General features: G+C 53.0%; 15 protein-coding genes. 11 read left to right on the forward strand and 4 right to left on the reverse strand.

The features are described from left to right. The first annotated feature begins 256 nt into the window (after positions 1-256). Positions 257-1699 (forward strand): leucyl aminopeptidase, encoded by a 1443-nt coding sequence (locus tag ACZ2GZ_RS05045; RefSeq protein ID WP_214714526.1) that lies wholly within the window; start codon positions 257-259, stop codon positions 1697-1699. 135 nt (positions 1700-1834) lie between these two features. Next, a complete protein-coding gene (locus tag ACZ2GZ_RS05050; RefSeq protein ID WP_058764053.1) occupies positions 1835-2494 on the forward strand; it encodes a DUF429 domain-containing protein in 660 nt (219 codons plus the stop codon). 4 nt (positions 2495-2498) lie between these two features. Here the strand turns inward: ACZ2GZ_RS05050 and ytvI are convergent, their stop codons facing one another. Next, complete coding sequence (gene ytvI / locus ACZ2GZ_RS05055; protein WP_214714527.1) at positions 2499-3626, reverse strand: sporulation integral membrane protein YtvI; 1128 nt, start codon at positions 3624-3626, stop codon at positions 2499-2501. Positions 3627-3711: 85 nt separating this feature from the next. On the opposite strand from ytvI, the gene ACZ2GZ_RS05060 reads away from it, so the two are divergent. Next, positions 3712-4500, forward strand: a complete 789-nt coding sequence (locus ACZ2GZ_RS05060) for a MazG nucleotide pyrophosphohydrolase domain-containing protein (protein ID WP_214714528.1) — start codon at positions 3712-3714, stop codon at positions 4498-4500. Positions 4501-4626: 126 nt separating this feature from the next. Further along, a complete protein-coding gene (locus ACZ2GZ_RS05065) occupies positions 4627-6570 on the forward strand; it encodes an N-acetylmuramoyl-L-alanine amidase (RefSeq protein WP_214714529.1) in 1944 nt (647 codons plus the stop codon). Positions 6571-6624: 54 nt separating this feature from the next. Here ACZ2GZ_RS05065 and ACZ2GZ_RS05070 read toward each other — a convergent pair whose 3' ends face one another. Genes ACZ2GZ_RS05070 through ACZ2GZ_RS05080 form a run of 3 tightly spaced genes read right to left on the reverse strand, consistent with a single transcriptional unit; the run spans position 6625 to position 10425 of the window. Then, positions 6625-7665, reverse strand: coding sequence for a ribonucleotide-diphosphate reductase subunit beta (locus ACZ2GZ_RS05070; protein WP_021065536.1), 1041 nt, complete (start codon positions 7663-7665; stop codon positions 6625-6627). After that, positions 7622-8128, reverse strand: a complete 507-nt coding sequence (locus tag ACZ2GZ_RS05075; protein ID WP_021065537.1) for a flavodoxin domain-containing protein — start codon at positions 8126-8128, stop codon at positions 7622-7624. The genes ACZ2GZ_RS05070 and ACZ2GZ_RS05075 overlap by 44 nt, the downstream gene beginning before the upstream one ends. A 29-nt stretch (positions 8129-8157) precedes the next feature. Further along, entirely contained in the window at positions 8158-10425 is a 2268-nt protein-coding gene (locus tag ACZ2GZ_RS05080) for a ribonucleoside-diphosphate reductase subunit alpha (RefSeq protein WP_035385654.1), read from the reverse strand. Positions 10426-10934: 509 nt separating this feature from the next. Between ACZ2GZ_RS05080 and ACZ2GZ_RS05085 the strand changes: the two genes are divergently transcribed. The 7 genes from ACZ2GZ_RS05085 to yugI all read left to right on the forward strand — a co-directional run bounded on the left by ACZ2GZ_RS05085 (position 10935) and on the right by yugI (position 15802). Further along, complete coding sequence (locus tag ACZ2GZ_RS05085; RefSeq protein WP_214714530.1) at positions 10935-11168, forward strand: DUF1871 family protein; 234 nt, start codon at positions 10935-10937, stop codon at positions 11166-11168. Positions 11169-11181: 13 nt separating this feature from the next. Then, positions 11182-11430: a NifU N-terminal domain-containing protein gene (locus ACZ2GZ_RS05090; protein WP_021065540.1), complete on the forward strand. Its 249-nt coding sequence runs from the start codon at positions 11182-11184 to the stop codon at positions 11428-11430. Then, the gene (locus ACZ2GZ_RS05095) at positions 11427-12227 is read left to right on the forward strand and encodes a glycosyltransferase family 2 protein (RefSeq protein ID WP_214714531.1); all 801 of its coding nucleotides are present in this window, start codon (positions 11427-11429) and stop codon (positions 12225-12227) included. The genes ACZ2GZ_RS05090 and ACZ2GZ_RS05095 overlap by 4 nt, the downstream gene beginning before the upstream one ends. Positions 12228-12230: 3 nt before the next feature. Next, positions 12231-12725: an Lrp/AsnC family transcriptional regulator gene (locus ACZ2GZ_RS05100; protein ID WP_021065542.1), complete on the forward strand. Its 495-nt coding sequence runs from the start codon at positions 12231-12233 to the stop codon at positions 12723-12725. Continuing rightward, positions 12722-13912, forward strand: coding sequence for an aminotransferase (locus ACZ2GZ_RS05105; RefSeq protein ID WP_214714532.1), 1191 nt, complete (start codon positions 12722-12724; stop codon positions 13910-13912). Before ACZ2GZ_RS05100 ends, ACZ2GZ_RS05105 begins: the two co-directional genes overlap by 4 nt. A gap of 58 nt (positions 13913-13970) precedes the next feature. Beyond that, on the forward strand, positions 13971-15215 hold the full coding sequence (locus ACZ2GZ_RS05110; protein ID WP_214714534.1) for a lysine N(6)-hydroxylase/L-ornithine N(5)-oxygenase family protein: 1245 nt from the start codon (positions 13971-13973) through the stop codon (positions 15213-15215). A 194-nt stretch (positions 15216-15409) separates the two neighbouring features. Continuing rightward, complete coding sequence (gene yugI / locus ACZ2GZ_RS05115; protein WP_016509788.1) at positions 15410-15802, forward strand: S1 domain-containing post-transcriptional regulator GSP13; 393 nt, start codon at positions 15410-15412, stop codon at positions 15800-15802.

Raw genomic sequence — 15802 nt, forward strand, 5'->3', positions numbered from 1 at the left:
GGAACTAACGAAAACCTGGAAGATTAAAGTAGCAACGGTCTACTACTAGGGGAAGCCTCGACCGAACAAAATGGCCTCGCCTCAACAGTGAGGGATGCCTGATTGCGTACTTTCTTATCCTATCATAAAATAAATCATCGTCACAACGAGGAGTTAACGCCTGAATTCGAAGAATTCATGACTCTTACGCATACTGTTTCATTATTTCGCCGAAGTTCGTTATGCTAACCATATATAAAGAAGGGAAGTGGCAAACATGTATCAAGTGAAGGATTTAGATTGGAACGGTTCATATGACACGATCGTCGTCGGAATCGGTGCTGCCGACACGATTGACGAAGGACTCGATACGTTGTTTAACGGGCGCGTCAAGTCGCTCATCCAAGCGTCGGACATCTCGACGAAAACAGGGGAAGTGTCCATCGTCCCGACGTTTGAAGGAACGGTCAAACGCATCCTATTCGTCGGTCTCGGACAACGCAACGAGAATACGCCTGAGAATGTGCGCAATTGGTTCGGGAAAGTCGCGAAACAAATTAAAGCACGCGCCTTCACGAACGTCGCGGTCGCGCTCGACACGTTCGGACCGAACACGGCGAAACTGTTTGCCGAAGCGTATGAAATGGCGACATATGAGCACCCTACATACAAATCTGAACCGAAGCCGGCGAAGTCAGACGTGACGATCACGTTGCTCGGTGCTGGTGTAGAGGAAGAGGCGTTGACGGGTGCCGCTTACGGACGCGGTGTCAATGTCGCACGGACGCTCACGATGATGCCGGCCAATATTTTGACGTCGGAAACACTCGCGGACTATGCGGTCGAATTGGCCGAACGTCATGGATTCAGCCATCGCATCTTGGAGAAGGAAGAGATGGAGGCGCTCGGGATGGGGGCGCTGCTCGCCGTCAATCAAGGGTCGACTATCCCGCCGAAATTGATTGTCCTCGAATACCACGGTGCAGGCGATGCAGCGCCCGTCGCCGTCGTCGGAAAAGGAATCACGTTTGATACGGGTGGTTACTCAATCAAGCCGAAAGACGGCATCGTCGGCATGAAAGGCGACATGGGAGGAGCTGCGACCGTGCTCGGTCTATTCGAGACGCTTGCGACGACGAAACCGAACGTGAACGTCATCGGCGTCATCCCATCGACGGACAACATGATCTCAGGGGACGCGTTCAAACCGGATGATGTCATCACGGCGATGAGCGGGAAGACGATTGAAGTACTCAATACCGACGCAGAAGGTCGTCTCGTCCTCGCTGACGCAGTCACGTTTGCCAAGACGTATGAACCACAAGCCATCATCGATGTGGCGACGCTCACGGGCGGTGTGCTCGTCGCACTCGGCACAGAAGTGACTGGTTGCCTGACGAACGATGCGTCGCTCTACGGCGCCTTAGAAGCTGCGAGCCGAGAGACGAATGAACTCGTCTGGCAAATGCCATACTTCGACGTCTTCATTAAACAAGTCCGGAAATCAGAAGTCGCAGATTTGAACAACTCGCCGGGCCGTTATGGGCATATGATCTTTGGTGGCGCGTTCGTCGGTGAGTTTGTCGGCGACACGCCTTGGCTCCACCTCGATATCGCCGGGACGAGTGAACGTTCGGCGGCAAGCGATCTCGGACCAAAAGGACCGACTGGGGTCATGGTGCGCACGCTCGCATTGATGCTCGAAGAGTGGAAACGTTGAAGTCAGGATTGTTATTGATTGGCTTAGCCGTCGTCTCCGGACTCGGATACACGGCTTGGCCGAGTCAATGGTTGTTGGGAGTGACCGTCTTATGCGCGGTGCTCGGAATATTGTTTTTGATGCAGGAGGGACGACGTGGTCGGAGTAGGAATTGATGGCGCGCGCGGGAGCTGGGTACGAATCACGTACGACAGCATCTCGCTCTGTTTGACCATCTCAGAAAAGTTGGAAGATTTATTGATTGAAGGGGCCGTCCATTTTGTCGACATGCCGAAAGACTTGGCGACGATTGATGCGCCGGACCGGTCGTGTGATGCCTGGATGCGGTCACAACTGAAGCAGCGGAAGTCGTCCATCTTCACGCCGCCGATTCAAGACGTGCTCATGGAGGCGTCCTATGCCGAGGCGAATGCGAAGAGCCGGGAACTGGTCGGAAAAGGGATCAGTAAACAGGCGTGGAACTTGGTGCCGCGTATCCGTGAGTTTCAAACGATCACGGATGCGGATGTCTACGAGTCGCATCCTGAAGTGTGTTTTGCCGTCATGACGGGGAACGAGGCGGCCTTCAGCAAGAAGACCGAGGCGGGAGAACTCGAACGGATCGAGTTGTTGCGCCGTTATTCGAACAGCTCGCCATGGAAATGGAAGATGTCGAACGTGCAAGTCGATGATATCATCGACGCCTGTATTTTGGCCGTTGCCGCCTATGAGGCGGGCACGACCGGGATGGTGACGCATCCGGACCAAACTGAAGGGGCACCGTTCGTGGCGGTGCCGAAGACAAAAGAGCGATGACGTGTCATCGCTCTTTTGGTGTCGTCGGCCCGATGACGAACTTCCACATATAGTGGAACACTTGGGCGTTATAGAGGGCTTTGAGCAAGACGGCCAATACCGGCCCTAAAATGAAGCCGAGTACACCGAACAGCTGGAGCCCGACAAAAATCGAGATGAGGGCGGCGAGCGGGTCGAGGCCGATGTGAGAGCCGACGATTTTCGGTTCGGCCAGATTGCGTTGCACGATAACGACGATATAGAGGACGACGAGCCCAATCGCGAGGAACCATTCGCCCGTGACGGCGGCATAGGCGGCCCACGGCAATAACAGCGTCCCGACACCGAGGTACGGCAACAAGTCAAAGATGGCCGCGAGCAGGGCGAACGAGAACGGATTGTCGACACGAAGGATGAACATGCCGATTAAGACGATTCCGAACGTGATCGAGATGAGCGTCAATTGCGCGCGGACGTAACCGAACAGTGCTGAGCGTAAATTCGTCATGACGAGCTCGAACTCCTTGAAGCCTTTTCGTTCATTCAAGCGAGCGATGGACTTCATATAATTCGGCCAGTCTTTCGTGATGAAGAACCAGGCGAGCACGATGACGATGAACAAGAGCAAGACGAGCGGCAACGCGCTCAAGATGTCCTGCAACAAGCCGGCGACACCTCGGGACAAGACGCCGATCGCGGCGCCGAGTTGGACACCGATTTCGGTGATGCCGCCTTCGAGCGAGTTCGCCTGTTCGGGGTTCAGCCGTTGGATGCTGTCGTACGCATCGTTGACCAACGGGGCGAGTTTTTCATTGAATAGGCGTTGTATGTATTCGGTGAACGTTTCAATCTGGGCAGGCAGTTTTTCGGCGGCGATCGTCAAGTAGCGAATGAGTTGCGTCACGACGATGGCGATGATTCCGCTGACGACGCTCATGACAATCAACAAAGAAACGAGTGTGCCGAGGGCGCGTGGTAACTTGGTCTCACGCTCGAACCAATTGACGAGTGGAACCGTCAACAAGGATAACAAGAGAGCGAACACGAATGGATACGTGTACGTGAAGAGGACACTCAGTCCCCAGATGACGAAGACGAGGCCGATGATGACGAGCAGGAAACGAAGTAATTGCCATAGTCTGGCTGGCGACAAGATGCATAGCCCCTTTCTTAACAATTTGATTGAGCATAGTATACCACGCAGGCGGTAAATAAAGAGGATGGATAGGTGATTAAATATGAAGGAATTACAACGACGAATCGATCAAATGATTATTCATTTAGGTGGCTATTGGCGGCCACTATCGGGGTTGGCCCGACTGCTAGAAGAAGTCGGTGAAGTCGGCGGAGCATTGTATGCGAACGACCAATCGGCGCTACGGGAAGAACTGATGGACGTGTTCGTCATTTCGACGTGTCTGGCGAACCAGTACGCCATCACGCTTCAGCGTCAAGAGGCCGGAAATGGTCAGGAGGCGCAGGACAAGACGTACTATCGGCTCGTTCGTGAGGCCGGGGAAGTCGGACGGATTTTAAACGCCTATGAAGGGGACAAAAAACTGAAGGCGTCCGCGACGCCGGGTTCGTTGCAGCGACATATCGAGGCTGTCCAACGAGCGGTCCTCGACCTTGCGTCCCAAAACGACTTTGATTTATATGCAGCGATTGGCTCACTCATCGAAGACAAGTCATCCCGGGACTTCGGACGTTTCGACCATACCCCGGACCCGATCACGGAAGCGTCGGTCCGCGTCTATTCGGAACACGTCCAAGGACGGTATTGGGGTGGGGTGGCGGCTAAACCTTTCGAGGAGGCGAGCCGATATAGAGAGCGAGAAGGGCATTTGACGCGATTTTTAAAAATTGCCGAAGTGGAAGGGCTTGATGGATTCGTGATCCGTCAGCCAGAGCCTCCGCTCCAAACAAACGGCTCGTTGACTGCAGCTTTCCAGCTCCCGGACTCTTTCGTGGTCGAGACCGAGCGGCATGGTGCCGATTCGTTCTTGATTGTTCGAAAACAAGGGTAAAAACATTCCCCTTTTTTGTAAAAAGTATTCATCATTTTTTCAAATATTTACTTTTTTAATAAAAGCAATGTGCTACTATGAAGGTGTTGTCAGTTGCGATGCGCGTAGAAGAAAGGAATATTTTGGATGAATATGAAGCTTTTTAAACTTGCCCTCATCATGATTGTCTTGTTGTTTTCAATCCAAATACCGTCAGCTGAAGCGGCTACTTTGGAAGGAGAAACAACTGTCAATCTGAATGTGCGCGCTACACCGAGCACGAACGGGAAATTGATTCAAACGCTAAAAAAGGGAACAAAAGTAAAATATGGAACTTATAACAAAGAGTGGAGCAAAATATATTTAAACAGTCGTACGTATTATGCTTCAGCACAGTATATCAAGCGAATCGCTACACCATCTTCGACCGTAACGAAGCAAGCGGCCACTTCGACAGGCGTGACCACGGTCAACTTGAATATCCGTGTGTCCGCCCATAGCAAAGCGACTGTCTATCGGACGCTCAAAAAAGGCACGACCGTCCAATATGCGGTCCACAACTCGTCTTGGGCAAAAGTGTATATCGGCGGCAAAACGTATTATGCGGCCAAAGCATACATTGCCCCGAAAGTCGTCGCCTCGACACCGACCGTGACGAAAGAGGATGGTTATGCCAACCGATCGTTGAAGCTGTTCGGTGAACGAAATCAACGGTCGACCGTATTGAAGGTGCTTCCGGTCAAGTCGAAAGTCGTCTCGAGCAAGTACAACACGAGCTGGTCAATCGTCTATCTCGGCAATGAGACGTTCTTCACGCCGACCGCTTGGATTACGTCGGGAGCGCCAGCCACTCCTCCGGCGACGACAAAACCGCCAGTAGTGAAAACGGATGGTTACGCGAATCGTGAGTTGAAGCTGTTCGGTCAGCGCAATCAACGTTCAACGGTGTTGAAGGTATTGCCGATTAAGTCGAAGGTCGTCTCGAGCAAGTACAACACGAGCTGGTCGGTCGTCTATCTCGGGAACGAGACGTATTACACGCCGACAGTTGGGATCACGACGGGTGCGCCTCCGGTAGCAAAACCGCCGGTAGCGAAGCCACCGGTCATTCAAAAAGTACAAGGCTATGCGAATCGGAATGCGAACCTCTACAAGAAAACGCTTCAGTCTTCACCGGTCGCTCGCGTATTGCCGAAGTATACGACCGTGACTTACAGTAAACATAATTCGAGCTGGTCGGTCGTCTATATCGGAACGGAGACGTTCTATACGCCAACGTCTTGGCTGACGGCTGGAAAGGCCCCGGCCGCCCCTGCGGCCACGCCGAAAGGGAAAGTGTACACGAATACACCAGGAGACGTGTTGAACGTTCGGGCGAGCGCTTCGGCGAGCTCGGCGGTTCTCGGTCGCCTCGCGCACGGGACTCAAGTCGACCATTACGGTTCGGCGAACGGTTTCTATAAAATCAAGTACAATGGCCGCGATGGCTACATCTCAACGGCTTACGCGATGACGCTTAAACCGAATGCAACGAGTGGCGCCGTCATCGTCCTCGATGCGGGCCATGGAGGCGGTGACCCGGGAGCGGTCAATGGATCACTCTATGAGAAGACGATCGTCCTCGACGTGACGAAGCGGGTCGAGACGTATCTTCGGTCGAAATATGGATATCAAGTCCGGTTAACGCGCTCGACGGACGTCTATTTGACGCTCGATCAACGCGTTCAGACCGCTAAGACACTTCGCGGCAACTTGTTCGTCAGCTTGCATACAAACGCAGCGACGACGCCTGCGGCCAAAGGGGTCGAAACATTCTATTCGTCTTATTCGGCCCATAGCGCCAAGAGCCGTGTCCTGGCGACGAATATCCAATCCAACTTGATGGGGAAAATGTCCGGGATGACGAACCGTGGCGTCAAGACGGCGAACTATTATGTCATCAGTTATAATACGATGCCATCGGCCCTCGTCGAACTCGGCTTCATTTCATCTCCGCAAGACGTCACACATTTACGAAATAACACCTCACGTCAACGGATGGCGGAAGGTGTCGCAGAAGGAATTGCCCAATACGTACGCGCTTATCATTAAGCTTCATCCATTATAAAAATCCCCCGACTCACGATGAGTCGGGGGATTTTGTGCTTACAGGTCGTCGAAGCCGTTGGCGTCGGTGACTTTCGCGTACGAACGTGATTTTTGTTCAAAGAAGTCTGACTTGGTCGCGTTCAAAGAATCATCTGAATAAGCGCGAATCCAAGGCATGACATCCTCATTGAACCCTTCATACAGATCGTTCAAGCCGATGACACGGAGACGCTTGTTGGCGAGATATTTGACGTAGTCGCGCATCTCGCTGACGTCGAGTCCATCGAGATCACGCAACACATACTCACACCATTCGATTTCAAGGTCGACGGCTTCGGCCATCGTGTCGTAGACGAACTGACTGAAGCTACCGTCCGCGTCAATCTCCGGATTTTCCGTCAAGACGGCCCGGAGCAACTGGCTGACGAAATAGGAGTGCTGCATCTCGTCGCGCTGGATGTAACTGATCATCGTCGACGTGCCGACCATCTTCTGATGGCGCGCCAAGTTATAGAAGTAGGCGAAACCGGAATAGAAGTTGATGCCTTCGAGAATGATTGAGGCGACGAGCGATTTGGCAAACGTCTCGGCCGTTTGATCGGCGCGGAAGTCCTCATATAAGTCCAAGATGAATTGATTGCGTTTCATGACCATCTCATCGTCCTTGGCGATATCGAAAATACGATTTTGTTCGCTGAGCGGGACGAGGCTCGAGAGGACGTAGCTATACGATTGGTTATGGACGACTTCTTGCTGAGCGATGACGGCGAGCACGGCGTGCACCGACGAGTCGGATGAGAACATTGATGACTCGAGGATGTAACGCGTCTGCACCGAGTCAAGGATTGACAGCAGACCGATGATGCGTTTGAAGGCATCCTGCTCGCGCTCCGTCAACTGTGGCCATTGCTGCATGTCTTTGGACATCGAAATCTCATCCGGGATCCAAAAGTTCGAGAGCAGTTGCTTATAGATGGTATAAAACTGTGGATAGGCGATGTCGTTCCAATTCACGATGGAACTCGTCTCGCCCCCGATAATGGCTGTCGCCCGGTTAGGATGTTTGGGCGACAGTAGTTTGATCTTTTGAATGTTCATGGACATATACTCCTTCTTCGGCGTTTCTAGCCAACCGTTCGGCCCAATGACGGACGTTGTACGGTTGATTGCGCGGTGATTGCTCGATTTTCAACGTTTCACCGGCGAGCGGGATCCCGTATTTCGAAAGGTGGTACGCCATCTCATCGACCGCTCGACAGAAGTGGACGAACATCTTGTCCCCGGTCCCGAATACGGCGGCTTGGCGAAGCGGCACGTCGAGCTCTTTCAAGACGAGCCGGAACGTGTCTTTCATCTCGTCCGGCAAGACGCCGTCGGCCCACGTGTACGACCCGAAATAGACGAGGTCGTACGTGGCGAGCGATCGGGCTTCGCGATGGCCGATGCGGTCCGCTTCGAACAAGACGACGCGGTCGCCCCGATTAACGTGGCTTTCCTGAATCAGCTCGGCGACTTCTTCTGTATTCCCACTCATGGAACTATAGACGATGGCGATGTGCATGGTCGTTCCCACCTTTCTGTTACGTGACGTTATGAAGCACACGATTCACATTCGTCGACTTCAACGGTCGTCGAACGCGTGTAGTAGATTGATTTCATTCCGAGCGACCACGCCTCGAGGTGCATCGAGAGGAGTTCGGTCGCTTTGACGTCGTTTTTGACGTACAGGTTGAAGCTGATTGCTTGGTCGATGTGACGCTGGCGCGCCGCGTTTTGACGGATGCTCCAGAGTTGATCGACTTCGAACGCTGATTTATAGAACCAGTTCGTCTCCGAGTTGAGGTCAGGGACCGTCACCGGAATCTTATAGTTTTTCTTCTCTTCCGAGTAGACCTTCTTATAGACCGGGTCGATTGACGCGGTGCTGCCAGCGATGATGGCCGTCGACGAGTTCGGAGCGACCGCCATCATATAGGCGTTGCGGACACCGTTTTGATGGACCGCTGCGGCGAGACCGTCCCAATCGAGTTCGTCGTGTGAGCGGTAGTTGCGGCGCTTGAAGTACTCACCCGTGTGCCATTCCGATCCTTCGAAGACCCCGAACGCGCCTTTTTCTTTGGCGAGTTCCATCGAGGCTTGAATCGTCAAGTAGGCGATTTTCTCGTACAGCTTCTCCGCGTACTGGACGGCATCGACCGATTCCCAACGGATGCCTTCAAGTGCGAGCAAGTGATGCCAGCCGAACGTGCCGAGTCCGACGGCGCGGTATTTCTGGTTCGTGATCATCGCTTGTGGCACTTCAATCGTGTTCAAGTCGATGACGTTGTCGAGCATCCGCATTTGAATCGGGATGAGTCGCTCGAGGACGTCCGATTTGACGGCCCGGGCGAGGGCGATTGAGCTCAAGTTACAGACGACGAAGTCACCAGGGGTCTTCGTAATGACGATTTTTCCGTCTTCCGTGTACTCTTCATCGATTGTCGTCGGCGACATGTTTTGCGCAATCTCTGAGCAGAGGTTCGAGCTGTAAATCATGCCGGCGTGTTTGTTCGGGTTGGCGCGGTTCACGGCGTCGCGGAAGAACATGTAAGGCGTTCCTGTCTCGAGCTGTGAGCGCATATACCGTTTGACGAGGTCGATGGCCGGTACCGTGACGCGAGTCAGTTCAGGCGTATTGACGCACGCCATGTATTTCTCCGTGAATGAACCGCCGTTCTCTGTCTCATCATAGAAGTCTTCGAGGCTGAAGCCCATGACCGTCCGGATCTCGTGCGGGTCGAACAAGTGCCAGTCACCGCGGGCTTCGACCGTACGCATGAACAAGTCTGGCAAACAGACGCCCGTGAACAAATCGTGGGTCCGGAGACGCTCGTCCCCGTTATTCAATTTCGCATCGAGGAACTCGAAGATGTCCTTATGCCAAATGTCGAGGTAGACGGCAATCGAGCCTTGACGCATGCCGAGCTGGTCGACCGAGACGGCCGTGTTGTTCAACTGTTTCATCCAAGGGAGCGCGCCGCTCGAGACACCTTTGAAGCCTTTGATGTCACTGCCGCGTGAGCGGATCTTGCCGAGATAGACGCCGATCCCGCCGCCGCCTTTCGAGAGCGTGGCCACGTCCGTGTTCGAATCGTAGATGCCGCGGAGTGAGTCATCGACCGTATCGATGAAGCATGAGCTGAGCTGCCCGTACGATTTCCCGGCGTTCGAGAGCGTCGGTGTGGCAACCGTCATATAGAGGTTCGAGAGTGCCCAGTACGCTTCTTCGACGAGTTTGACGCGCTGGTCGGCGTTCTCCTTTTGCATGAGCGTCATGGCGATGACCATGAACCGCTCTTGCGGTAACTCGTATAGGTTCTTGACATGGTCACGGCCGAGATAACGGTCCGACAACGTCCGGAGACCGATGTAAGTGAACATGCGGTCGCGTGACGGGTCAATCAACGTCTCCAAGTAGGCAATGTCTTCTTTTGAGTACGTATCGAGTAGGGCCGACGTGAAGATGCCTTTTGTCGTGAGCGTCTCAATCATCGGATAGAGCGCACCGTAACGCATCGAGGCGTCATAGCCACGGTTTCGTGCCGCTTCTAAATAGAGGCGGTTTAAGTACATCTCAGTGGCAACGAACGTCCAGTCCGGCTCTTCTGCCTGCAACATGTCGAGGGCGTGCATCGTCAAGAGTTCATATACTACATCTTGTGTCAGTGTCTTTCCTTCGAGCGCCCGAACGGCCCGTTCTTCATATCGTTCAACACTGAGCTGTGGGTAGCGTTGTTTAAGGGATTGGATCAATGTCGAGACGTCAGCGAGCGTTGGCGTCGCAGCCAACAGCGTCTCGTGGTGGATAGGGGATGTCAAAACGATCACTCCTTCTTCGGATGTAGATATTATAAAGGTATAGCGGAACTTGTCCGATACGACGTCAATGTGAGCTGAACGTGATAAATATCCGTTAACTATATATTGACGTTTTCTTGTCTTTTTAATCATAAATCACCTATATTTAGTTTTGCAATCTTGACATTCGGCAAACTGCAGACGCTTGAATTACTTTTACTCAAAAACGGCGCTGTCATCCGATTTGAGATGAGATTTGAGATAGAAAAAAGTTTGAACGACGGTTAAACGACAGCACATTCATTTTTATGTAAGCGGTCAATCGAGAAGCGAACGACCTCATTCGGCAGTCGCCTTCGTTATTTTTCGAGAAAATCCTGCTTCTTTTCACTGTTGATTCATTACTATATATAGTGGTCGCTTGTTTTTGAAAACGAGGGAAATTCGAACGCTCACTAGCATCGGATTGAAAAGTGAGGTAGATTGAGGGAGTACGATTTGAAATCAAGGTAAAAAGAAGGGTTTAACAAATGAGAGCAGAAGACTTATTATTAGCATGGGACCCACTCGGTTACGGGCTTGGGTCGTATGGACCAGAGTTTGATGATATCGCCTTGGCGCTCATCCACATCGACACAATCGATGAGTTGGATGAAACGATTCGCCGGATTTTGACAGACGCGTTCGGCGTCTGTCCGACCGAATCGGAAACACGGGCCATGGCGGCACACTTACTCGCGTCTTCAGAATCTTGTCACTTATAAGGGGGGAACCACGATGTTACGTATCGATCCAACACCGAATCCAAATGCAATGAAAATCACACTTCCTGAGAACGTCTTCGGCGCAAAAAGCCAAAGCGTAAAAGCTGGCGAAGAGACGGACCAACCGCTTCTCGCGAAACTCGTCGCCATCGAAGGCGTGGAGAGCGTATTCGCCTATGGCGATTTCGTCACGGTATCAAAAGAGAATGGCGTGAGCTGGGAAACAATCTTGCCACACGTCGAAACTGCTTACCGCGGATGAACCCGCTCGTTTCCATCGTCATCCCGGTCTATTCACGGGAGACAGAACTGACCGAACTGCTGGAAAGCCTGGTCGTCCAGACGTTTCAACAGTTCGAAGTACTTGTAATCAATAATGACGGGCCGCCAAAACAGCATCTTTTGGCGCCTTTTTTGAATCGATTGTCGATTCGTTATATCGAACTTGGCGAGAACCATCACGTCAAAGCCCGCAATCTCGGCGTGCAAGAGGCGAACGGCGAGTATGTCTTGTTGCTCGACGATGACGATCTGCTCATGCCGACACATCTCGAGCAGGCGCTCGAGGACATCCGCGCGGCCGACCTCGTCTTCACGGATGCGGAACTGTTCCGCTTCATATGGGAAGACGGACGCCGACGCGTCACCGACTGGGAGGCGTTTGCCTACGACCTCGATTTGGAACGACTCCGTCAAGACTCGACGTTCATCCCGTCCGGCACGCTGTATCGAAAACAGCTCCACGAGACGATTGGACCGTTCGACGAGGATGTCTATAACTACTGGGACTGGGATTTCATTCTACGTGTCAGCGAAGTCGGGACGATTCGGCATCCCGCGCGCGCGACCGTGCTATACGCGTTCAACGGCACGGACAATCTGTCGGCCAAACAAGATGAGACGCGTCGTCGTTACTTTGATCGGTTCTGTCACAAGCACGGCCTCGTCGATATGGAGATGAAAAACTTCCATATCGTTCAAGCCGAGCGACGGGACTACGTGAGACAGACAGAGAGAACGTTCACAGGGGCGTTCCCCGGTAGAACGGAAGGAGAATAAATTATGTACACATCGAAAGAATTAGAACTGCTCGAGTTGCTCGAAGAGAAAGGCTACCTCGAGACGAAATTGTTGGCGAACTTGCTGGCGACCGATGAGGCGACCGTTGAGGCGATGCTCGAGAAGTTCAAGGCGGACGGGATTTTGCTCGGTTTCCGAGCGATGGTCAACTGGCAAAAAATCAACCGGCACGACGTCACGGCGTTCATCGACGTCAAAGTCACACCGAAACGTGGCCGCGGCTTCGACGAGGTCGCCGAGCGGATTTATCGCTTCCCGGAAGTGACGGCGCTCTATTTAATGTCAGGGGCTTACGATTTGCAAGTCGTCATTCGGGCGAACTCACTCCAAGACGTCGCGTCGTTCGTGTCGGATAAACTGTCACCGCTCGATTCGGTCGTCTCGACGACGACGCACTTCAAACTGAAGACGTATAAACACGATGGCATCTTGTTCACCCCACAAGTCGAAGACAAACGGTTGAACATCACGCCATGAAGTCACTATCTCAACAAGTCGTCTCGATGAAGCCGTCCGGCATCCGCCGCTTCTTCGATTTGGCGCAAACGATGGAAAACGTCGTCTCTCTCGGGGTGGGGGAGCCAGATTTCATCACGCCATGGAATGTGCGCGAGGCGAGCTATGCAGCGCTCGAGCAAGGTTATACGGCTTATAGCGCCAACGCAGGACTCCTCGAGTTGCGACAAGAAATCGCGAGTTACATGACGGACCGGTTCGGGGCGACGTATGATCCGGCGACGGAATTGATTGTCACGACGGGCGCCTCGCAAGCGCTCGATATCGCGTTCCGGGCGCTGCTCAACCCGGGTGACGAGGTCATCGTCGTCGAGCCGGCCTTCGTCTCGTACGGACCGCTCATCGAACTCGCCGGCGGGACGGTCGTTCCTGTCGCCTGTCGTCCGGAGAACGGGTTCCGTTTGAACCGGGACGATGTCGAGGCGGCCATCACCGAACGGACGAAGGCGATGCTCCTCTGTTTTCCATCGAATCCGACCGGGGCCACGATGACGGGCGAAGAGCTCACCGAAATTGCGGAACTCGCGACGAAACACGATCTTTGGGTCGTCAGCGATGAGATTTATGCCGAGCTGTCTTACGATGAGCCGTTCACGAGTTTCGCGACGCTCCACGATATGCGCGAGCGGACGATTGTCGTCAACGGGTTCTCGAAGGCGTTCGCGATGACGGGCTGGCGGCTCGGTTTCACATGCGCGCCGGAAGTCGTGACGCGAGAGATGCTCAAAGTCCATCAGTACGGCATGATGTGTGCCCCGACACTCGTCCAATTCGGCGGTCTCGAGGCGCTCCGTAGCCGCGACCAACATGTACCGAAGATGGTGAAGAGCTATCGGCAGCGCCGTAACTACTTCATCCAGGCCCTTAATGACGCCGGATTACCGACGCACGTGCCGGGAGGCGCATTCTATGCCTTCCCGTCAATCCGTCACACGGGCTTGACGAGCGAAGAGTTCGCCGAGCGTCTCTTGCTCGAGGAACGGGTCGCGGTCGTACCGGGCAACGCGTTCGGTGCGAGTGGCGAAGGTTTCGTCCGTGCCAGTTACGCGACGTCGGTCGAACAGTTACAAGAAGCGATTCGTCGCATCGATCGGTTTATGAAACAGTTCGAGGTGACGACAACAACAACAACAGACTCTCAGCGATGAGGGTCTGTTTACGTTTTAGCGGTATAATAGGTGGGAAAAGACGAGCGAGGTGAAGCCAATGGAACAAGTGGATTTTGTAGCAATCGGCTGTGGGCCGTACAATCTCGGATTGATGGCGCTCAGTGAAGCGACTTCATTGAAGGGTGTCTGTTTTGAGGAACGGGACGACTTCAAGTGGCACGAAGGCATGCTGCTCGAGTCGGCGACGATGCAGACGCATTACTTATATGATCTCGTGACGCTTGCCGATCCGACGAACCGTCACAGTTATTTGAACTATTTGAAACAGAACGGCCGCTTGCAGACATTCATCGTCCAGGAGAGCCCGACAATTCCCCGGACGGAGTTCAACCGGTATTTACAATCGGTCGCCGCCTCGCTCGACACGATCAAGTTCTCACACCGGGTCACCGATGTCCGTCCGGCGGCGGATGGGTTTCTCGTCACGGTCGAGACACCGGATGGGGAAACGGTGCTGTCGTCACGTCACGTCGTCATCGGTACGGGAGCAGAACCGCTTGTCCCGGACGCCTTCCAAGATGTCGTCCATACGAGTTCGTATCGGATGGAGCGGGAGCGCTTGCTTGAAACCGATCGCATCGTCATCATCGGTAGCGGTCAAAGCGCGGCTGAAGTGTATCTCGACTTATTGACCCGGTCCGATAAAATGCGCCAACGCATCGATTGGGTGACGCGCTCGGATGTGTTCGAATCACTAGAGAGCGGTAAGCTCGGCGAGGAAATTTTCAGCTTGCCGTATGTCGACTATTTCAATCAATTGCCCTATGCGGAGCGGGAGCAGCTCGGGAAAGCGTTCGAGCGGTTCCGGAACGGGGTCAATCCTGAGACGCTTCGGGCGATTTATGGATTTTTGTATCATCGGACGGCGGACGGAAGTGATCAAGCGACGAACCTGTACACTCAGATTGAAATCGAGCACATCGCACACGAAATCGTTTATACTGTCGAAGGGACGCAACAATATACGGGGCAATCGTTTACGGGTGAATATGATGCGGTCGTGGCGGCGACCGGATATCGACCGCGCATCCCGACATGGGTCGAACGGTTCGACATCGAATGGGAGGCGGACCAGCAGTGGCGTGTCAACAATCGCTATCAGATTGCGACGAAGACGACATTGGCGGGAAGTTTATTTACCCATACGAATTTAGAACATTCGCACGGTCCGGCAGCGACGAATTTGGGGATGGCAGTGTATCGAAACGCAATCATGTTGAATGAAATGATGGGGGAAACGGTGTTTGATGTGGCCGCGCAGCAACCGTTTATAAGTTTTTGAACAAAAAAAGGGCTAGGCGTTAGCCTAGCGGAATCAGGGGGGAATACTTGAAGTCTTGCTTGATTTGTATTTACCCGACCCGTCGACTTTGAAACACAAAAACAATCCCAAATAATCTTTTTTACTAATTTGTACACTTTATCGAAAAAAGTATGTTATAGTAAGTTGATGAATTTAGCATAGGAGTGTTTGTAATGGCAAAATACGAAAAAGATCAAGTTTTAAAAGGTAAAGTAACAGGAATCCAACCTTTCGGTGCGTTCGTCGCACTCGACGACGAGACTCAAGGTCTTGTCCACATCTCTGAAATCTCACACGACTACGTGAAAGACGTGAACGAGTACGTTCAAGTCGGTCAAGAAGTTGAAGTGAAAATTCTTGATGTTGATGAAGCATCTAAGAAAATCAAGCTTTCAATGAAAGCGACACAAGAAGCTCCAAAACGCGAGAAGTCGGCTAAGCCAGCTCGTCGTGGCGCACCACGCCGCAACGAAGCTTCAAACTTCAAGCAAGAAGAAGCACCAGGCTTCACTGTCCTCAAGGACAAGCTCGAAGACTGGATCAAAAACACGAACTTCAAAAAGTAA

This window comes from Exiguobacterium sp. KKT215 (genome assembly GCF_055635335.1).